Source organism: Planococcus circulans, from assembly GCF_020023385.1.
GTDB lineage: Bacteria > Bacillota > Bacilli > Bacillales_A > Planococcaceae > Planococcus.
Genome location: NZ_JAIQCL010000001.1, coordinates 771,453 through 792,233, shown reverse-complemented (window position 1 = coordinate 792,233; position 20,781 = coordinate 771,453). Strand labels below are relative to the sequence as shown.

The 20,781-nt window shown below is 38.4% G+C and carries 20 protein-coding genes; 19 read left to right on the top strand and 1 reads right to left on the bottom strand.

The features are described from left to right. The first annotated feature begins 11 nt into the window (after nucleotides 1-11). The 19 genes from K8U60_RS03870 (at nucleotide 12) to K8U60_RS03780 (ending at nucleotide 19,595) form a co-directional block, all read left to right on the top strand. Nucleotides 12-1,022, top strand: coding sequence for an NAD-dependent epimerase (locus K8U60_RS03870; RefSeq protein ID WP_223634653.1), 1,011 nt, complete (start codon nucleotides 12-14; stop codon nucleotides 1,020-1,022). After that, nucleotides 1,022-2,302 (top strand): nucleotide sugar dehydrogenase, encoded by a 1,281-nt coding sequence (locus K8U60_RS03865; protein ID WP_223634650.1) that lies wholly within the window; start codon nucleotides 1,022-1,024, stop codon nucleotides 2,300-2,302. The genes K8U60_RS03870 and K8U60_RS03865 overlap by 1 nt, the downstream gene beginning before the upstream one ends. Beyond that, nucleotides 2,290-3,459, top strand: a complete 1,170-nt coding sequence (locus tag K8U60_RS03860) for a glycosyltransferase family 4 protein (protein WP_223634646.1) — start codon at nucleotides 2,290-2,292, stop codon at nucleotides 3,457-3,459. The genes K8U60_RS03865 and K8U60_RS03860 overlap by 13 nt, the downstream gene beginning before the upstream one ends. 3 nt (nucleotides 3,460-3,462) lie before the next feature. Next, nucleotides 3,463-4,068, top strand: coding sequence for a sugar transferase (locus K8U60_RS03855; RefSeq protein ID WP_223634644.1), 606 nt, complete (start codon nucleotides 3,463-3,465; stop codon nucleotides 4,066-4,068). Between the two features lies 1 nt (nucleotide 4,069). Beyond that, nucleotides 4,070-4,702 carry an acetyltransferase gene (locus tag K8U60_RS03850; protein WP_223634642.1) on the top strand — a complete coding sequence of 211 codons (633 nt, stop codon included), beginning with the start codon at nucleotides 4,070-4,072 and terminating at the stop codon, nucleotides 4,700-4,702. Nucleotides 4,703-4,739: 37 nt separating this feature from the next. Continuing rightward, on the top strand, nucleotides 4,740-5,894 hold the full coding sequence (locus K8U60_RS03845; protein WP_223634640.1) for an aminotransferase class I/II-fold pyridoxal phosphate-dependent enzyme: 1,155 nt from the start codon (nucleotides 4,740-4,742) through the stop codon (nucleotides 5,892-5,894). Nucleotides 5,895-6,070: 176 nt separating this feature from the next. Then, the gene (locus K8U60_RS03840) at nucleotides 6,071-7,765 is read left to right on the top strand and encodes an S-layer homology domain-containing protein (RefSeq protein WP_223634638.1); all 1,695 of its coding nucleotides are present in this window, start codon (nucleotides 6,071-6,073) and stop codon (nucleotides 7,763-7,765) included. A 361-nt stretch (nucleotides 7,766-8,126) separates the two neighbouring features. Further along, complete coding sequence (locus tag K8U60_RS03835) at nucleotides 8,127-8,960, top strand: sugar phosphate isomerase/epimerase family protein (protein ID WP_223634637.1); 834 nt, start codon at nucleotides 8,127-8,129, stop codon at nucleotides 8,958-8,960. Then, nucleotides 8,953-9,852 carry a sugar phosphate isomerase/epimerase family protein gene (locus K8U60_RS03830; protein ID WP_223634635.1) on the top strand — a complete coding sequence of 300 codons (900 nt, stop codon included), beginning with the start codon at nucleotides 8,953-8,955 and terminating at the stop codon, nucleotides 9,850-9,852. Before K8U60_RS03835 ends, K8U60_RS03830 begins: the two co-directional genes overlap by 8 nt. 94 nt (nucleotides 9,853-9,946) lie before the next feature. After that, a complete protein-coding gene (locus K8U60_RS03825; RefSeq protein ID WP_223634633.1) occupies nucleotides 9,947-10,747 on the top strand; it encodes an IclR family transcriptional regulator in 801 nt (266 codons plus the stop codon). Between the two features lie 118 nt (nucleotides 10,748-10,865). After that, entirely contained in the window at nucleotides 10,866-11,513 is a 648-nt protein-coding gene (locus K8U60_RS03820) for a bifunctional 4-hydroxy-2-oxoglutarate aldolase/2-dehydro-3-deoxy-phosphogluconate aldolase (RefSeq protein ID WP_223634629.1), read from the top strand. Nucleotides 11,514-11,529: 16 nt separating this feature from the next. Further along, nucleotides 11,530-12,552 carry a 2-dehydro-3-deoxygalactonokinase gene (locus tag K8U60_RS03815; protein WP_223634626.1) on the top strand — a complete coding sequence of 341 codons (1,023 nt, stop codon included), beginning with the start codon at nucleotides 11,530-11,532 and terminating at the stop codon, nucleotides 12,550-12,552. Between the two features lie 18 nt (nucleotides 12,553-12,570). Next, the gene (locus K8U60_RS03810) at nucleotides 12,571-13,554 is read left to right on the top strand and encodes a Bug family tripartite tricarboxylate transporter substrate binding protein (protein ID WP_223634622.1); all 984 of its coding nucleotides are present in this window, start codon (nucleotides 12,571-12,573) and stop codon (nucleotides 13,552-13,554) included. Nucleotides 13,555-13,652: 98 nt separating this feature from the next. Next, nucleotides 13,653-14,096, top strand: a complete 444-nt coding sequence (locus tag K8U60_RS03805; RefSeq protein WP_223634619.1) for a tripartite tricarboxylate transporter TctB family protein — start codon at nucleotides 13,653-13,655, stop codon at nucleotides 14,094-14,096. Between the two features lie 15 nt (nucleotides 14,097-14,111). Further along, a complete protein-coding gene (locus K8U60_RS03800) occupies nucleotides 14,112-15,602 on the top strand; it encodes a tripartite tricarboxylate transporter permease (RefSeq protein WP_223634616.1) in 1,491 nt (496 codons plus the stop codon). Beyond that, nucleotides 15,603-16,751: a galactonate dehydratase gene (dgoD, locus tag K8U60_RS03795; RefSeq protein WP_223634614.1), complete on the top strand. Its 1,149-nt coding sequence runs from the start codon at nucleotides 15,603-15,605 to the stop codon at nucleotides 16,749-16,751. A gap of 11 nt (nucleotides 16,752-16,762) precedes the next feature. Continuing rightward, nucleotides 16,763-17,746, top strand: a complete 984-nt coding sequence (locus K8U60_RS03790; RefSeq protein WP_223634612.1) for a 2-hydroxyacid dehydrogenase — start codon at nucleotides 16,763-16,765, stop codon at nucleotides 17,744-17,746. A gap of 30 nt (nucleotides 17,747-17,776) precedes the next feature. Next, nucleotides 17,777-18,607 (top strand): aldo/keto reductase, encoded by an 831-nt coding sequence (locus tag K8U60_RS03785; RefSeq protein ID WP_223634610.1) that lies wholly within the window; start codon nucleotides 17,777-17,779, stop codon nucleotides 18,605-18,607. A 370-nt stretch (nucleotides 18,608-18,977) separates the two neighbouring features. Next, nucleotides 18,978-19,595, top strand: coding sequence for an HAD family hydrolase (locus K8U60_RS03780; protein ID WP_223634608.1), 618 nt, complete (start codon nucleotides 18,978-18,980; stop codon nucleotides 19,593-19,595). A 910-nt stretch (nucleotides 19,596-20,505) separates the two neighbouring features. Here the strand turns inward: K8U60_RS03780 and K8U60_RS03775 are convergent. Further along, nucleotides 20,506-20,739, bottom strand: coding sequence for an S-layer homology domain-containing protein (locus K8U60_RS03775; protein WP_223634606.1), 234 nt, complete (start codon nucleotides 20,737-20,739; stop codon nucleotides 20,506-20,508). Between the last annotated feature and the right edge of the window lie 42 nt (nucleotides 20,740-20,781).

The window sequence follows — 20,781 nt, the reverse complement described above, 5'->3', positions numbered from 1 at the left end:
GAGGGAAAAATATGAAAATACTAATAACTGGAGCCGCTGGCTTCATAGGGTCGACCCTAGCAAAAAAACTTTTAAAACAAAACTACTCCATTATAGGAATTGATAATCTAAATGATTATTATTCGGTCTCTCTAAAAGAAGCACGTTTAAGTTTATTAGAAAACTCGAACTTTATATTTCATAAAACAGATTTAGAAGACAGTAAAGAAATTGCTAGCATTTTTGAAAAAGAAAAACCTGATGTAGTAGTAAACTTAGCTGCTCAAGCTGGAGTTCGCTATAGCATCGAAAACCCACGTGCTTATATTGATTCTAATATTGTAGGCTTCATGAATATACTTGAAGCTAGTCGCCATAACGAGATTAAACACCTAATATATGCTTCATCAAGCTCAGTATACGGGGCAAATACTTCTTTGCCATTCTCAGTTCATGACAATATTGATCATCCACTTAGCCTATATGCAGCAACTAAGAAAGCCAATGAATTAATGGCTCATACATATAGTAGTCTATATGACATTCCAACAACTGGTTTAAGGTTCTTTACTGTATATGGTCCATGGGGACGTCCTGATATGGCCTTGTTTATGTTCACAAAAAATATCCTTGAAGGCAAGGCAATCAATGTCTTTAACAATGGCGAGATGATGAGAGACTTTACGTATGTTGATGATATTGTAGAAGCTATTACGCGTCTGGTCGAAAAACCAGCTCAGCCGAACCCTGAGTGGACGGGAGAAAATCCTGATCCAGGTACGAGTTATGCACCTTATAAAATCTATAACATTGGAAATAACAGCCCTGTCCGTTTAATGGACTTTATTGAAGCTATCGAAGAGAAAACTGGCAAGAAAGCGATTAAGAACTTTATGCCGCTCCAAGCAGGAGATGTTCCAGCTACTTATGCAAATGTAGAAGACCTCTACAGGGACATTGATTTTCAACCAGAAACAAATATTAAAGATGGCGTAGGAAAATTCGTTGACTGGTATGTCAGTTATTATGGAGTGAAATTATAATGAATAGAAAAATTGGCGTTGTAGGATTAGGGTACGTAGGGTTACCGGTAGCAGTAGCATTTGGACATGAACATCATATTATAGGATTTGATATCAATGCAAATCGGATTTCTAGTTTAATAGGTGGAACAGATTACACAAATGAAGTAACGGATGAAGAACTGAAAGAAGTAAACATCGACTTTACGTCGGATGCTTCAAAATTGAAAGATACAGATTTTATCATTGTGGCTGTACCAACGCCGATTAATGAACATAATCAACCAGATTTAACACCTCTTCTTAAAGCATCAGAAACTGTTGGTAAAAACTTAAGTAAAGGAACGATTGTGGTATTTGAATCTACAGTCTATCCTGGAGCAACTGAAGAAGACTGTGTACCAGTACTTGAAAAGTTTTCTGGATTGAAATGCGGTACGGACTTTTTTGTAGGTTATTCGCCAGAACGCATTAACCCAGGTGACAAAGAACATACGTTTACAACAATCACTAAGGTGGTTTCAGGCCAAACTCCTGAAGTGCTTGAAATAGTTGCTGATACATATTGCAGTGTCGTGAAAGCTGGAGTACACAAAGCGAGCTCAATTAAAGTTGCAGAAGCTGCAAAAGTTATTGAAAACACTCAGCGTGATGTAAACATTGCTTTAATGAATGAATTGGCATTAATCTTCGACCTTCTTGACATTGATACCGCTGAAGTATTGGCAGCTGCAGGAACTAAATGGAACTTCCTTAACTTTTCACCAGGTTTAGTGGGCGGGCATTGTATTGGGGTAGACCCTTACTATCTTACTCACAAAGCTCAAGCTGTTGGCTATCAACCAGATGTTATTTTAGCAGGTCGGAGAATAAATGATGATCTTGGGAAATACATCGCAAGAACTCTAGTGAAAAAATTAATTAAACAGGGTGTAGGAGTTCAAGGTGCAAAAGTTACCGTGTTAGGACTTACATTTAAAGAAAATGTTCCAGATCTGCGCAACTCAAAAGTTATTGATGTTATTCGCGAACTTCAGGAATATGATATTGATGTACAGGTGACGGATGCTGAAGCTGGTTCACAAGAAGCAGAGCGAGAGTATGGCGTAACATTAATTCCATATGATGAGCTGAAAAAAGCTGATGCCGTAGTTCTTGCTGTTCCTCATAGAGAATATGTGCAAAAAAGCTGGAGCACGATCCAATCTTTATTAAGAAATGAAAAAGGAATACTTGTCGATGTGAAAAGCATTTTACCACAAAATGAAAAACCTGAAGAGATTGAACTATGGAGATTGTAATCCCTAAAAAACCGAAAATTCTTCAAGTATGCGCTATAGATTTTACTGTTGATCGGCTATTGAAACCTCTTATTAAGGAAAGCATGAAGCAAGGATACGAAGTACATAATGCCTGTACAGATACGGGCCTATTTGCTGAATTAGAAAAAGATGGTCTTCATATGATAGATATCAGCATAGATCGAAAGATTTCTCCTCTCTCCAATTTAAAGACTATTCGAGCCTTCGTATCTTTAATGCGAAAAGAAAAATATGATATAGTCCATGTCCATACACCTGTAGCTGCTCTTCTAGCAAGAGTAGCTGCTAAAATGGCGGGACAAAAAAATGTAATCTATACTGCCCATGGATTTTATTTTCATGATGAAATGAGCCCATCAACGTATAAAGTTTTCTATTCTATTGAAAAATACGCTGCTAAATGGACAACGGACTGGCTTCTTCTGCAAAGTATTGAAGACTATGATTTAGCTGTTCAAGACAAGTTTATATCTTTAGATAAAACTCTTCATTTAAGTAACGGAGTAGATATTTGGAATCGGTTTAATGTCGGTAAATATAGTGATTTAGAAGATATGAGACCTAAGTTAGGTTTAATTAGTGAAGATGTAGTTTTTACTTTTATTGGTAGATTAGTAAGGGAAAAGGGCATATTCGAATTGCTTCAAGCTTTCAATATCTTGCACAAGGAATATCCAGAAGCAAAACTAGTCCTTATTGGTGGTTTGCTTGATAGTGAACGTGATCAGGAAAGTTATCAGGAATTGCAGGAATTGCTAAAATCTCCTGGAGTACATCATCTAGGATTTCGAAATGATATACCGGAGTTACTTATAACTAGCGATGTTTTTGTACTTCCATCACATCGTGAAGGACTTCCTAGATCAATCATTGAAGCAATGGGAATGAAGTTACCCATTATTGCTTCAAACATTAGAGGCTGCAGAGAAGAAGTTTTCCCAAATGAAAATGGGTTTTTATTTGAAAAAGAAAATGTTGACGAACTTTATGATTCAATGAAAAAGCTAGTTGCTGAACCCCAGCTTAGACATGAATTTTCATTAAAGAGTCGTGAAATAGTAGAAGAATCATTTGATGAACAAAAAGTGTTGGCCAAACAAATTAAATTGTTCAATAAACTAACTAAAGAAGTGTGAGTTATGAAAAGAATATTTGATATAGCAGTAAGCTTAATCGCATTAGTTTTGCTATCACCTGTTATCGCCATTACGGCTTTTCTGATTAAGGTGAAAATCGGAACACCAGTAATTTTTACTCAAGTACGGCCAGGATTGAACGGCAAACCTTTTAAAGTTTATAAATTTAGATCTATGACTGATGAAAAAGATAGTAATGGAGAACTGCTCCCTGATGACGTTCGCTTAACTTCGTTTGGTAAAATTATAAGGAAGTTAAGTTTAGATGAGCTTCCGCAGCTTTGGAATGTGCTTAAAGGGGATATGAGCTTCGTAGGGCCACGGCCTTTGTTAATGGAATACATGAATTTGTATAATCAAACACAGTTAAAACGTCATGATGTCAGGCCGGGTATTACTGGGTGGGCTCAGGTCAATGGTCGAAATACTATCAAATGGGAAAAAAAGTTTGAATTTGATGTGTGGTATGTAGAAAATCGGACGTTTTGGTTGGATATGAAAATATTAATCCTGACTGTTATGAAAGTCTTTAAATCAGAAGGTATTTCACAAGACGGACAGGCTACGATGACTAAATTCCAAGGAAATTCCAAATCCAGGAGGCCTTAAAATGAATATTATTTTAATAGGTGACAGTGGACATGGAAAAGTGATTACCGACATAGTTAAATCAAATGGCGATGATGTAGTTGCAAAATTGGATGATAAGTATAGTGAGATTTTTATTGAGGACGGATGTTTATACGGACCCCTCTCACACGTGAAGGAATTAATAGAAGAAAAGCGAGCTAAAGTTATCGTGTCAATTGGATCGAATCCCATCAGAAGAAAAGTTGTCGAGCGGTTGAACCTTTTAGATAAGCAGTATGCAACCTGTATCCATAAACAAACGATTATAAGTCCCAGTGCTAAAATTGGTCTGGGATCAGTTATTATGCCAGGAGCTATTGTAAATGCAGATGCACATATTGGAATCCACTCAATAGTAAATTCCAATTCAGTAATAGAACATGAATGTATTATTGAAGACTTTGCTCACCTCTCTCCCGGTTCTATTATGGCCGGAGGAGTTGAGCTTTGCGAGGGTGTTCATATAGGGGCAGGAGCAACAATAATACCATTGAAAAAAGTAGGACAGTGGAGTGTTATTGGTGCCGGTTCTGTTGTAATAGCTGATATAAAAGAATTTTCAACAGCGGTGGGTATTCCTGCTAAAGTGATTAAAACAAATGAAGTTAATTGAGAAATACTAACTAAATAACATAGGAGCGATTGCTATCATGACTGAAAGAATATTTCTTTCTTCTCCGCATATGAGTGGAAAAGAACAACATTATATCAATCAAGCCTTTGAGACAAATTGGATTGCCCCGTTGGGTCCGAACGTAGATGCTTTTGAACGTGAAATCGCTGACTATGTAAAAATGACAGATGCAGCAGCTACAAGTTCAGGTACTGCAGCCATTCACTTAGCTCTTGAATTATTGGGAGTTGGTAAAGAGGATGTAGTATTTTGCTCAAGTTTAACTTTTATTGCGAGTGCAAACCCTATTCTTTATTCTGGTGCCACTCCGGTGTTTATTGATTCAGAAGTGACAACCTGGAATATGTCTCCTGTTGCTTTAGAAAAAGCCTTAAAAGATGCAAAAGAAAAAGGGGAACTTCCAAGAGCCATTATTATTGTTAATCTATATGGACAAGTAGCCATGATGGACGAATTAGTGAAATTAAGTGAAGAGTATGGAGTACCGATTGTAGAAGATGCAGCAGAGTCTTTGGGAGCATTGTATAAAGGACAGCCAAGCGGATCATTTGGTAGGTTTGGTATCTTTTCTTTTAATGGAAACAAAATTATTACAACTTCTGGCGGGGGAATGTTGGTCTCAAATGATGCTCAAGCTCTAAAGAAAGCTAGATTTTTAGCTACTCAAGCAAGAGATCCAGCAATCCATTATCAACATAGCGTAGTCGGCTATAACTATCGGTTAAGCAATATCCTCGCAGGGGTAGGACGCGCGCAATTACAAGTTCTAGATGAACGTGTAAATACTCGTAGAGCTATTTTTAATCGATATGTTGAAGCTTTAGGTGAGATTGAGGGATTAAAATTTATGCCTGAACTAGAAGATACCTATGGCAACCGCTGGTTAACAACGTTCACACTAGATCCTAAAAAAGTGAAGGTAACACCCCATGAGTTGATTGAAGAACTTGGCAAAGAAAATATTGAAGCTCGTCCAGTTTGGAAACCATTACACCTACAACCTCTGTTTGAAGGATGTGAGTTTTATGCTCATGGAACAGATGATATAGTAAGTGAATGGTTATTTGAAACTGGAGTTTGTTTGCCTAGCGGGTCGAATATGACCATAGAACAACAAAATAAGGTTATAAAAAAAATAAAAAAAGTACTTATTTTAAAAATGGAGAATTAGTTATTAACTAATTCTCCATTTTTTTTTGTATTATTTGAACATAAAAACGTTTCAAACTGCCTTATTGAAAAGAAAATTTAAAACAGGTATAAAAAATCATTTTTTCCCATATTTAATATATTTACTTTTCACTCTCTTTTTATGTGATATAAGTAGGTAAAAAGAGGAGGGGTAAAATGAAATTTATCGAAAAAAACTTAACTGTTTGGGTAATAAGTTTCGCATTTCTTTCTTTTATATTTTTTTCTTATTCGGTAGCTGTATTTGCCGAAGAGAAAGTAAGCATTATTTCATTCGGAGCAAATAACGATGGGAAAACAAATCAGACGGGGTTTATTCAAGAAGCAATCAACTCTCAAAGTGAGCAAGGAGGAGGGAGAGTTTTTTTCCCTAAAGGAACATATCTAATAGATGCAGTTAAATCTATTGTATTGAAAGATAATATCACTTTAGAATTCGAAAAAGGTGCAGTTTTAAAAGCTTTACCAAATAGTGAAGAACATTATCAAATACTCAGAATCCATGACGTAAACAATGTGAATATAGTAGGCGCCGCTGAAATAGTAGGAGAAAGGCAAGAACATCAAGGTAAGGCGGGTGAATGGGGTTTTGGTATAAGTATTAAAGGGTCTAATAATATAGTTATTGAGAACGTTAAAGTTTCTAATTGTTGGGGTGATGGAATTTACATTGGAAGTACTGCGAACCAACGGTTTAATGAAAATATAAAAATAACGAATCCAGTATTAAACAATAATCGTAGACAAGGAATTTCCGTTATTTCAGCTATTAATCTATATATTTCAAATGCTGTAATAACAAATACAAACGGTACACCACCTCAAAGTGGTATAGATATAGAGCCAAATTCTTCAATTGAGCAAATAAAAAATATTAATATTTCTAATTTATCTACAGAGAACAATAACGGTTACGGCTTGATTGTATCTTTGAAACAATTAAAAGGAAGTGCTGAGCCTGTATCTATTTACGTTGATACAATAAAAAACGTTAAAGATCGATACGTTGTTGCTGGTATAGAAGGATTAAAGGGAGAAATAAATATTGGGGGATACTATTACTTAACAGATAAAGAGATTGTATCAAAGCCTAAAGTAAATGTAATAACAGCTACTTCTACTAATTTGATAGGAACAGCGCCCAGTGGATCTACTGTAGGTGTTAAATCAGGTAAGACCTTAGTAGCAACAGGTGTAACTAAAAGTACAGGAGAATTTACTGTAGTGATTCCAAAGCAAAAGGCTGGAACTGTTTTATCTGTCACTGCTACTGATAAAGCAGGGAATATAAGCAAAGAAACACAAGTAACAGTTAAAGCTGAAACGTTTTCAGATGTTCAAACTAGCCATTGGTTTTATGATGAAGTTCTCTATCTTTCCGAAAAAAAAATAGTGGCAGGATTTCTGAATGGCACTTTCCAGCCAAATAAAAAAACAACTCGTGCTGAAGCAGCAAAAATGCTAGCTATTGCATTAAATATTTCCTCATCAACTAAAAAGACTGAATATTCGGATATAAATAGTGATCATTGGGCGGAAAATGATATTGCTGCCGTGACAGAAGCTGGTTTGTTTAACGGGTATGCGAATGGATCCTTTAAACCAGACAAAAATATAACCCGTGCTGAAATGGCGCAAGTATTGGCATTAGCGTATAAGTTCGAAGCGAATAATACTCAAGTTTTTAAAGATGTACCCACTTCTCATTGGGCATCCAAACCAATTTCAGGACTGGTTCAAAATAAAATCACCTACGGTTACTCAGATAAAACTTTCCGTCCTGGTCAAGCTATTACTAGAGCAGAGTTTTCAGTTTTTCTAGCAAGAGCATTAAATAAAGACTTCCGATAGCCACAGCTTAGTTGAGTATTGAAAGATGAAAAAGCCACTTGTGTAGAGTTTCAAAGTAAGCGTCCAATAATGAGTACCTATTTACTTAGAAAAGAAAACGCCGCATCGAGAGCCTAACGGTTTCGAGGTGCGGCCTTGCTACGTTTATCGAGATTCTTAATAGATATAATTGCGTTACACAAAGTACTTGAAGTTACTACTCAGGGACAGGGATCTGCTCCATTTACACTCAATTTCCTAAGAAATTCTACGAGCTGAAATTGACAACGCTTTCTTTTTTGCTTACAATTGACGAAAGATTCATTTGATGAAACGATGTTCCTTATAAAGGAACATAGAAGTTTGCTAAGGAGGCAGGGATATGGATATTAAATATGGGTGTCACGGCTCGACCTGGGAATTGGATTACGATAAAGAATCAGATTATTTTCCACAGATTGCCGATACGGTAGAACGTACTGGCTTTCGAGGTGTAGACATACAAGTGTCTTTACTAGGAAGATTTAAAGAAGATCCACTGGCCTTGAAACGTGAATTAGACCAGCGCAATCTGCAGTTGGCTGCATTGACGATTCCGTTCAGTTGGCTGAATTCTGAAGAAACGGCAGAAGAAAAAGCATTTGCAGACTATTATATCGACTATGTAAAACATTTTCCAGATGCTTTATTGAATGTTGCGCCGAGAACTGGAAACCAGCGGGTAGATCTTGAAAACCGTCAGCACAACATTATCAAGTGTGCCAATCAATTGGCTGAAAGAGCGGCTGCTCAAGGTGTCCTTTGCTCATTCCATCCGAATTCACCAGCAGGATCCGTGTTCCGTCTTGAAGAAGACTATGAAGTTTTATTCAATGGCTTAGACTTCAATTATATAAGTTATACGCCTGATGCAGGGCACATCGCTTTTGGAGGAATGGATGTACTGAAGATTTTCAAGAAATATATGCCATACATTAAGCATGTTCATTTTAAAGATGCTTCCAACGACTATGAGTGGAAAAAGATGGGCACCGGCGATATTGACTTCCCAGAAATCATCCGATTGTTGATGAATTCAGGATACAACGGCTGGATTATGGTGGAAGAAGAAACAGAAGAATCCACTGCTAATCCAACACAAGCCATACTGGATATCAGTAAGTATGTAGACTCAAATTTAAAACCGATTAGTCAAGGAGGCCAAAAATTTGGCTAAACAATTGACCTTTCTACCAACTATCCTAATGCCGGAGATTTATCGCCCTTTCATCGAAAATGAAAGCTTTTTTGTATCGAAAATCGAGGGAATTGCAGAAGAAGGCTTTTATAAAGGCATCGAAATTGCCGGTATCCATGATAAAGCCAATCGACAAAAAATTAGCGAAATTACTTCTTCTGCTGGATTAATTGTGACTCAATGGATGACGGCTGTTATTACGGAAAAAGGGTTAGATCTATCAGCTGTAAACCAGAAATCAAGGCAGTATGCAGTTTCAGAAATCATTAAAAATATTGCACTGGCTAAAGAAACTGGAGCATCGACCATCGCATTAATTACAGGCCCAGATCCAGGAGAAGGCCAGCGTGAAAAAGCTGCAGAAAGTCTTGTCCAAAGTCTGAAGGAAATCTGTACTGAAGCAAGAGCATGCGGATTGGAAGTAATCGTGGAACCATTGGATCGCCATGTCCATAAAAAGATGTTTTTAGGACCAAGCGCTGAAACAGCCAGTATCCTATCAGAAGTCAAGGAATCTCATCCGAACATTGGGTTTGCTTTCGATACTGCCCATGCTGCTTTAAATGGAGAGCAGATGGAAGAGGCTTTGGAAATCGCTTCTTCCCTTATAAGCCAGCTGCATTTATCAAATGCCGTATTGGATAACCGCCATCCAATTTATGGAGATTATCATATTCCTTTAGGCGAGCCAGGGTTCCTAACCTATCCAAAGGCTGTAGGCATTGTGAAAAAAGCTGAATCGTTGGGGATATTTACGGGGAAATCGTTCCGGATATCAGTGGAAGTCCGGACAAATGAAAACGAAGATGCACATTATACGGAGCGAGTTGCTAAAGAGTTTTTAAAAAAATTATTGGCGGAAGAGATGTAAACCAGTTAATTGTATGAAACAGAGAGCATTTCCTATAGTATTTAAATAGAAACTCTTTAAAGGAGAACTTGCTTTATTGCTAGGAGGAAAAAATATGAAAAAAGAGGCCATTACCGTTCAATCGGTTGACCGAGCTTTGCACATCATAGAAATTTTGCAGCAAATTCCGCAAGGGTTGGGAGTTACGGAATTGTCGAATCGATTGGACGTATCAAAAAGTACAGCACACCGCCTGTTAATGTCGCTATATAATAAAGGATTTGTCCAGCAGGACATTCAAACTGAAAAATATATGCTCGGTTTAAAATTTATTGAAGTCGGTCAAGTAGTCTCAGATAATTTGGATATTAGAAAAATTGCTTCACCTTATTTGCATCGATTAACGGAAATTACAGGAGAGACTGCTCATTTAGCGATTATGGACAAGCATGAAATAGTCTATATTGACAAACTGGAAAGTAACGCGACAATCCGTATGTTTTCGAATGTTGGAAAAAGAGCGGCACTACATTGTACTGGAATCGGTAAATCCATATTTGCTTTCTTGCCAGATGAAAAAATTGAAGAGATCATCGCGGAAACAGGGCTTAAAAAATACACCGAAAAAACTCTGACGACGAAAGAAGCAATGTGGGAAAACATTCAACTTATTCGCAAAAGAGGGTATTCGATTGACGATGAAGAACATGAAAGTGGAATTAAATGTGCTGCAGCACCAATTTTTAACCATCACCATGAAGTTATTGCAGGAATTAGTGTAGCAGGACCTATTATGAGAGTAACTGAAGAAAAGCTAGAAATGATGGCGAAAGAGGTTCTGGAGGCCTCCAATGAACTTTCCAACTTATTGGGACGTAAAGAAAATTCAAAAAATTCATTGACAGCGCTTTCCTAATTAAATATACTTTAAAAAAGAGTGGTAAACAAAACGTCGTTCCTTATAAAGGAACGACTAAAAAATAACCACTAAAAGAAACGGCGTTCCTTAATAAGGAACTAAAAGGAGGGGTTAAATGCTTCATGTTATTGAACAAGTGAATAAGCATAAAATTGTTGCAATCATACGAACAGATTCCATCGATGAATTAGAACAAACGGTTGAAAGTTTATACAAAGGCGGTATCCGTATCGTTGAAATAACATTGAACACTCCTGGTGCCTTGGAGGGGATATCTTCTCTTCAAAATAAGTACCCGGACCTCATCATCGGGGCAGGAACGGTATTGGATCCGGAAAGTGCACGACAGTCAATATTGGCTGGAGCATCGTTCCTCTTGGCACCAACTTTAAAAGAAAGCACAATTACTATGGCTAATCGTTACAATACTTTTGTGGTGCCGGGTGTTTTGACACCTACTGAAGCTTTAGCAGCTTATGAATATGGTGCACGAATGATTAAAATTTTTCCAGCTAGGTCAGTTGGCTCTAAATACATCTCTGATCTTAAAGGACCGTTATCCCAAATCGATATTATGGCTGTAGGAGGCATTTCCCTAACTAACGCAGAGGAATTTTTGAAAGCAGGAAGTTCTGCTTTAGGAATCGGCAGCTCTTTGGTTGATAACAAATTGGTGAAACAAGGCGAGTTTGGAGAGATAGAAAAACGTGCTAGAGATTTTGTCGAATTAGTCAATCGATATAATTTATCTAAGAATTTATAAAAAAGTGGTGGATTGGATGAAGACGATTTTAATAGATTCAGGTACAACGAACTCTAGGCTCCGTCTGGTAAATGGAAACGAAAGCAAAGTAATCGATCAGTTGAAAATCAATGTGGGTGTTAGGAATACAGCAATAGACGGCCATAACGAACAGCTGAAGAAAAGTTTGAAACAAGCTCTAGAAGAGATTCTCGAAAAAAATTCATTGACTGCAAAAGACATCAGCTATCTAGTTGCTTCCGGAATGATTACTTCGGATTTGGGGGTGCATGAAGTTCCACATATTACAAGTCCTGCGGGATTCGGGGATTTTGCGCAAAATTCATTAGTCATTGAGCTTGAGGAATTTCTTCTTATTCCGTGTATTTTTGTTCCAGGGATGAAGAATAACACCTTGAACTTTAGCAATCCACTCGAATCGATTAATGAATTTGATGTGATGCGAGGGGAAGAGGTGGAAACGATTGGCTTGTTAAAGCAAATTGATGTTGAAGGAAATGGCATTATGGTTCTTCCAGGTTCTCATACGAAATATGTAGCAGTCGATGGACAAAAGAACTTGCAGGCTTGCCTTTCCACTTTAGGGGGGGAGATACTTCACGCTATACAAAAAGAGACTATCTTATCCAAATCTCTATCTCCAGAGCTTGTCGAAACAATTGATGTGGAAATGTTGGAAAAAGGTTATGAAGCTTCAAAGAAGCATGGCTTTACAAGAAGTTTTTATCATATTCGCTTATTGCAAATGTTTTCAGAGCTGGATGATAACCAAAGGGCAAATTATTTTGTAGGAGCGGTTATCTGTGACGATATTCAAGCATTGATGCAGACAACGGAACACAATCAGGTTGATTGGGTCATCGTTGGGGGATCGGATCCATTAAGAAAAGCATTTGTGCATTTATTAAAGTATCTAGGCAACGGCTGGCGGATTATTGAAGCCAGTGACCAACAAGTTGCAGCTTCCATGGTTTTTGGAGCACAGGAAGTTGCATCGATTTATCTGGCAGACAATCAGTTGAATGTAAGCGATTACTAAAAAACAGGGGGTTCTAGTATGAAAAAATTTCTATGGGCAGCTACATTATCAGCATTGGCATTAACACTTGGAGGTTGCGGAGAAGAAGGATCTGGTGCAAGTTCTGAAGGAGACTCCAATTTTCCGGAAAAATCGATTGAAATTATCGTTCCATCTGCTGCAGGCGGCGGAACAGACGCAACAGCGCGCGCTTTGGCAAATGAAGCAGAAGATGTTTTTGGACAATCTATCAGTGTCTCGAATAAGACAGGCGGAAGCGGGTCAGTCGGGATGTCCGAAGGAGCAAATGCTGAACCTGATGGTTATACAGTTTCGATGGTTTTCGTAGAGTTGACGATGTTCAAACATTTAGGCTTATCTCCTCTTACTTATGATCAGTTCAAGCCAGTTGGCATGATTAACTTTGACCCAGCTGCTTTGACAGTAGCGGCAGATGCTCCATACGATACACTCGAAGAATTCGTTGCATATGCCAAAGAGAATCCGGGCGAAGTCAGTGTCGGTAACTCAGGAACAGGATCGATCTGGCACATTGCAGCAGCAAGCCTTGAAAAAGCAGCAGACATTGAATTGAACCATGTTCCTCATGAAGGCGCTGCCCCTGCTGTTACAGCTTTAGTAGGCGGACATATCGATGCAGTTACAGTTAGTCCTGCAGAAGTTAAAACGCAGCTAGAGGCGGGAAATGTAAAAACCTTAGCTGTCATGTCTGATAACCGATCAGATATCATTCCGGATGTTCCAACTTTTGAAGAGGCTGGAGTGGAGAACAACCCTATCGGTACTTGGAGAGGATTGACTGTGCCGAAAGATACTCCGGATGAGGTTGTAGCAACTCTTGAAGAAGGTTTCATGGAAGCTGCGCAAGATGAAGATTTCCAGGGATTTATGGAAACGAACGGTTTAGGTGTTGAACTGAAAAGTTCTGAAGAATTTGAAGAATACATGAAACAAAATGAAGAAGACTTTGGTGAAATCATTGGGGAATTAGGAGTTAATTAAGAAATGACAGCAGGTACAATTCAAAAACAGTTAACCCAGATGAGTGTCATGAAAGGGGCTTGGCATTTGTCAGGCCTCTTCTTTAAGGAGTGAAATGCATGAAGAAACCAAATTATATTAGTGGATTAATCATAATTATTATTGCCGGATTTTTTTATTCGCAAACTTTTGACTTTCCCCAATTGGATAGTCAATTGATCGGCGCTGATTTTATGCCTCGCGTTTATTGCATTATGTTGATCCTTTTAGGATGTATTCTTCTCATTCAAACTTATCGTGATAAAGAAGAGGCTGATGAGCAAGAAAATACCATGAAATATTCAATAGGTGCTATGTTTTTCGTCATCTTGTATGTGATTGTGATTCCGTATATTGGTTTTTATATATCGACATTTTTGTTGGTATTGGGTTTATTACTGTTTTCTAAGGTTAAGAATAAGATTCTTCTTATTGCTATACCGGTGGGAACAAGTCTCTTCATCTATGTTTTCTTCCAGATTTTACTGAAAGTATCCATACCTATGGGTACGTTGTTTTCATGATTAGGGGTGAATAGTTTGGAATTATTATTAGAAGGCTTAACGGGAGTATTTCAAATAAGTGTATTGTTCATTCTCTTGATGGGTATTATCGCTGGCATTACGATTGGATCGCTTCCAGGCCTTACCGCTACAATGGGTGTCGCATTGATTTTGCCAGTTACTTTCGGAATGGAGCCTGTAACAGGGATTCTCCTGTTGATTGGTGTATATTTTGGTGCGGTTTATGGTGGTTCACTTACGGCAATCTTGATCAATACTCCAGGAACTCCGGCTTCAGCAGCAACTGCAATCGATGGATATGCGCTGTCAAAGAAAGGATTGGCGCATAAGGCTTTGACTGTTTCCACCATTTCTTCATCGATAGGCGGTATCTTTAGTGTTATTGTCTTAATCTTGATTGCACCTCAATTGGCTGTTTTTGCACTGAAATTCAGTGCGCCAGAAACATTTGCACTTGCGGTTTTCGGGATATCCATTATTTCCAGTATTGCAGGGAAGTCTATGGTAAAGGGTCTGATTGCCGGTTTTATTGGGTTATTGATAGCAACTGTCGGAATTGATCCGATTGGCGGTTTCCCGCGTTTCACGTTTGATAATACTAATCTTTCGAGTGGCATCAACTTAATTCCTGTAATGATCGGGTTATTCGCTGCATCAGAGGCTTTTCGTGCGATGGGAAATATCTTCTCTACAAGAAAGTTAACAATCGTTGTAGAGAAGGTGAAATTAAAGTGGATTGAATTCAAAATCCTTATTGGTACAATCCTACGGTCAGGTGCAATCGGTACCTTTATCGGAATGATTCCCGGGGCTGGCGGAGACATTGCCGCATTTGTAGCGTATAACGAAGCAAAACGTTTCTCGAAAAACAAGGAAGACTTTGGCAAAGGAGAAATGAAAGGCATCGCTGCTCCTGAAGCAGCAAATAACGGCGTCACTGGAGGAGCAATGATTCCTTTGTTGACATTGGGGATTCCTGGTGATGCTGTTACTGCGGTTCTCTTAGGGGCATTAATGGTACAGGGTATTCAACCTGGACCGATGCTTTTCGAGAATAACGGACCAATTGTTTACACCTTATTCGTCGGGATGCTTGTTGCTAACTTTATGATTTTGATTGTTGGACTGTTTGGGATTCGGCTTTTCACCAAAATCCTGTTGGTGCCGACTACCGTATTAACACCGATTATTCTAGTTTTTTGTGTTGTAGGATCTTATTCATTAGGAAACAATTATTTTGATGTACTTGTTATGTTGATTGCCGGAATTGTTGGCTATTTCTTAATGCGGTATGGCTTCCCGGCTTCTCCTATTATACTTGGCATTATCTTGGGACCATTGATGGAAAGTAATTTTAGACGAGCATTGGTGATGTCACAAGGAAATTTTGACATTTTCTTTACTCGGCCGATTACAGTAGTGCTATTAGTGTTGGCAGTTCTCACTCTGTTCTCACCACTTCTTACAAAAAAAGTGAAAAAACCGAAAGTAGAAGGTGACGTATAAATGAAAATTATCAGCTATGAGCTTTTTCAAGTTCCGCCGCGTTGGTTATTCTTAAAGATTGAGACAGACGAAGGGATTATTGGTTGGGGAGAACCTGTTATCGAAGGACGGGCTTCAACAGTAAAAGCGTGTGTTAACGAACTAATGGAATATTTGATCGGAAAAGACCCTCTAAGAATCGAAGATCATTGGAATATGCTGTACCGTTCTGGATTTTATCGCGGCGGCCCCATATTAATGAGTGCAATTGCCGGAATTGACCAAGCCTTATGGGATATTAAAGGAAAGTACTTCGATACACCTGTATACCAACTTTTAGGTGGAGCTTGCCGTGATTCCATCAAAGTCTATTCATGGATTGGTGGAGATCGGCCCGCTGAAGTAGGTATGGCTGCTAAAAAAGTAGTGGATGCTGGATTCACTGCTATCAAAATGAATGGTACAGAAGAACTTCAATACATTGATTCTTATGAAAAAATTGATCAGACTCTTGAACGAGTTGCAGCAGTACGAGAATCAGTAGGACCTTATATTGGCATTGGAATCGACTTCCATGGGCGTGTGCATAAACCAATGGCCAAAATTTTAGCAAAAGAGCTTGAGCAATTCCGTCCGATGTTTATCGAGGAACCGGTACTTGCAGAAAATAATGAGGCTTTAAAGGAAATTGCCAAACATACCACGATTCCGATCGCTACAGGTGAGCGGATGTTCTCACGCTGGGATTTCAAACAAATTCTTACAGAAGGTTATGTAGATATTATCCAGCCTGATGTATCGCATGCAGGCGGGATTACGGAATGTAAAAAGATAGCTACGATGGCAGAAGCCTTTGATGTTGCGCTTGCACCACATTGTCCGCTGGGCCCGATTGCATTGGCAGCTTGCCTACAAGTGGATGCCACCGCTCATAACGCTTTTATACAAGAACAAAGTTTGGGTATTCACTATAATCAAGGGAATGATCTCTTGGATTATATTAAAGACCCATCAGTTTTCGAATATACTGAGGGCTATGTAAAAATTCCACAAGGTCCAGGACTTGGAATTGAAATAAATGAAGATTATGTCAGACAACAAAGCAAGTTAGGACACAACTGGAAGAATCCGGTTTGGCGCCATAAAGATGGCAGTATTGCAGAGTGGTAGGAGGTAACAGAATGAAGCCGAAAGTATTTATAGCAAAACCGATCCCGAAAGAAGTTGAAGAATACATTGCGGAATCATGTGATTATAAGATTTGGGACAAAAAAGAACCGATTCCGCAAGATGTTCTTTATAAAGAAATAGCTGATGTCGACGGGTTGATGATTTCTAAATGGAAAGTATCAGAAGAGTTTTTGAACCAAGCACCCGAATTAAAAATTCTCAGCAATGTAGCTACTGGCTATGAGAACTTCGATTACGAACTTATGAAAGAAAGAAACGTACTAGGCACTAATACACCTTACGTTTTAGACGATAGTGTCGCAGATTTAGCCATGGGCTTAATCCTGATGGCAGCGAGAAAATTGGGCAGGCTGAATCAGTATGTCAAAGATGGCAGTTGGTCCCGATTGGATGATGAAGATTTCTTGGGTCAAGATGTGCATCACGCTACACTTGGTATTTTAGGAATGGGGAAAATTGGCGAAAAAATTGCGAAAAGAGCAGCTTTAGGTTTCGACATGAAAGTCCTTTACAATAATCGCTCAAGAAATATAGAAGCAGAAGAGAAGTATGGGGCTATCTATACTGAAATGGATGATTTGTTAAGAACAGCCGATTTTGTTTTAGTCATGCTTCCTTTAACTAAAGATACAGAAGGGTCAATCGGGGAAAGAGAATTCAATTTGATGAAACCGACTGCTTTCTTTTTCAATGGATCGAGAGGGAAAATTGTCAGAGAAGCCGAGTTGATCAAAGCGCTTCAAAATGGGACTATCAAAGGTGCTGGCCTTGATGTTTATGAAACTGAACCAGTCCACAAAGACAATCCGCTATTAAAAATGGATAATGTGGTGACGATGCCACATATGGGTTCTGCTACAGAAGAAACCAGATTTAAAATGGCTATGACTGCAGCAAAAAATTTAGTAGCAGGAGTAACAGGGCAAATACCGCCAAATTTAGTTAAAGAATTAAAGGATATGGTAGAAAAGTAAAGTAACGATCATACGGATGGAGGAAAAATGATGTATAGCAGCTTACAGGATACAGTTACTCTTAATAATGGTGTTAAAATGCCTGTCATGGGTCTAGGAGTATTTAAAGTAGAGGATGGAAATGTAGTAACTCAGGCGGTTAAAGACGCTATAAAAAATGGCTACCGGAGTATTGATACAGCTTCTTTTTATGATAATGAAGCAGGAGTAGGACTTGGAATCAAAGAATCAGGTATACCTCGAGAAGAGCTATTTGTCACAACGAAAGTATGGAACGGTGATCATGGCTATGAAAATACATTAAATGCGTTTGAAATAAGCCTGGAAAAACTAGGCTTGGAGTATCTGGATTTATATCTTATCCATTGGCCGGTTAGAGGAAAGTATACAGATACATGGAAAGCATTAGAAAAACTTTACCATGACGGGAAAGTGAGAGCGATTGGGGTCAGCAACTTTAATATTCATCATTTGGAGGATATCCTAAATGAAGGAAAAGTGAAACCCGTTATTAACCAAGTAGAGTATCATCCTCATTTGACGCAAGTAGAGTTGCGGGAATTTTGTGTTCGTGAAGGAATACAAATGGAAGCATGGTCACCATTAAAAAAAGGTGAATTATTAACCGATCCAGTTATTCAGAAACTTGCCGAAAAACATCAAAAAACACCAGCTCAAATTATTTTGCGATGGGATATACAAAACAATGTAATAACAATTCCAAAATCGATAAAAGAACACCGGATCGTTGAGAATGCTGATATCTTTGATTTTTCATTAACGGAAGAAGATATGCAAGAAATCAATGGATTGAATATTAATAGCCGGAGCGGCGCCGATCCTGAAACGTTTAATTTTTAAGTTTATTATTCAATGGAGAAGCTGTACCAGCCTAAAAATAAAAAGCGACTCATCGAATCAAATCGATTCGGCGAGCCGCTTTTTTGTTTCTGTAATTCTTCTCGAATCTAATCGCGAAGTCCAATACCTTTCTGTATAAAGGCCATGTTTCTTATAACCCTATCAGTCCATTTATACACTCAAGGTTTCCTCATGAAATTGCGTCTCTAGAATAATCGTTGAAGAGGTTTGAAGGTAAGAGAGACCGTTGGGATAGAAAAATAAGCAAGAAAATCAAAGGCATGGATGAAAGAGGAGCAGCTTTTAAATGCTCCTCTTTTCTATATATAATAGAAGGTAGCTAATTGGTTGGAAAGGATAAGGTGAATCCATGGATAGCATTATTTTTGATTTGGATGGAACGCTTTGGGATTCTACGGCTGTCGTCGGAGAAGCGTGGAATAGTGTATTAAAGTCGGAGAAAGTTCAGAAGGAATTAACGAAAGAAGACGTGAGAGGGGTCATGGGTCTCCAGCAAAAGGAAATCGGACAAACATTATTTCCGGACTTGTCAGGAGAAGAACAGCAAGCTTTGTTGAAGCAGTTTTCAAAAGTTGAATGCGAGTACTTAAGCATCCGGGGCGGTCAATTATATGAGGGGGTTGAAGAAGTATTAAAAGGATTGAATAAGAAATACAATTTGTACATCGTCAGTAACTGTCAGGAAGGGTATATCGAGAGTTTTTATGCCTATCATAAATTGAACAAATACTTCCTCGATTTCGAAAATCCTGGAAGAACCGGCCTTAGCAAAGGTGAGAACATAAAACTGATTATGGAAAGAAACGGTTTGGAACGTCCGATATATATCGGCGATACGGAAGGGGATCACAAAGCTGCGAAATTCGCAGAAATTCCTTTTGTGTATGCAGCTTATGGCTTTGGGGAAGTTAGTGGGTATGATTATTCGGTAGGCAGGTTTGAGGAACTGGTGAAGTTGTTTCGTTAAAAAAAGCGAAGAGCTGGCGTTTCTGAAAAAAAAAACAGTTGTTGTCCGATTCGAGGTATGGCTTTGGGATAGAGTAAGAAGTTTTCTTTAGTTAACTAAAAAAACGACGAAATAAACCGTTTTTTCAGGAGAGTGGTTTAGTTGAAATGCTCGTAACCGATGACGAAAAAATCTTGGTGGTGTGGAATTGGAGGGGGAAAGCATGGCCATCCCATTCGAAGCGCCAAGACTTGAATATGCAAGTTTAAATCTATACCCCCTTCCTCTTTTTGAAGAGAGGAAAGGGGTATAGATTTTTCTAATCATGCCACGAAATTTAACGCATTCTGAAACCACTCAAAATGCGCACAAAGTGAAGCAATGAGCTTAACATATTAATCCCTCCTCCTATATTGCATAGACTCAGATACTTTTTGGTAGTTTAATCACGTGTATGTACTAAATTGAAAAATTATGTATATCATTTAATTATTATTAATGATAAATAAGTATTAATACCATTATGCATTTTCTATTGGAAGAATCAATTACATCTTGTATAAAAGTGAAAACTTTTGCTTTTTGATATTTTGTAAGTTTATCCAAAGTAGATGCGGTTTTGGCATGTTTAGGAGAAGTGCTACATTAGTCATATCCTCACTTCTAAAGTTTTCAAGAAAACATCTGGCAGAGTCGACTTGGAATTTCGACGCTCCTTCATGGCAGTGCTTGCAATTTCCAGTATACGTATGGACTCCATTATCGCTCCTCTTTTTTTCAAATGGAAAAACGGGATGAAGAAAAGCCACACCCAAAGGTATGGCTCGCAGGGCTATTTAGAAGGGCAGTGTGCTATCCCGTGGAACGATCTCTTCACCACTGTCATCAATTGGTGCATCGTCACCTGGTTCCTTATGCGCCATATAGAAAGTCATGGCTTTTTCGACAACTGTGCTTTCGTTACAGCATCGTCCGAACGGAAGGATTTCGCTGTGAATTCCGTGATGATTTCGCGTTCTGTCAGGTACTTGATCGAGTCTTCGGCTTTATGCGTTGCGTATACATCTTTATATGTACCGGCGGCCGAGAAGCTGTATGCGTATATATTAACAAGCAAACCAGTTGCCGGAAATGCTTTCGTCTTCAGTGTACTCGTCTTCTTCAAAGATGTTACCTTCCTATTTGTAGGGGGAATTGGTCTATCTTT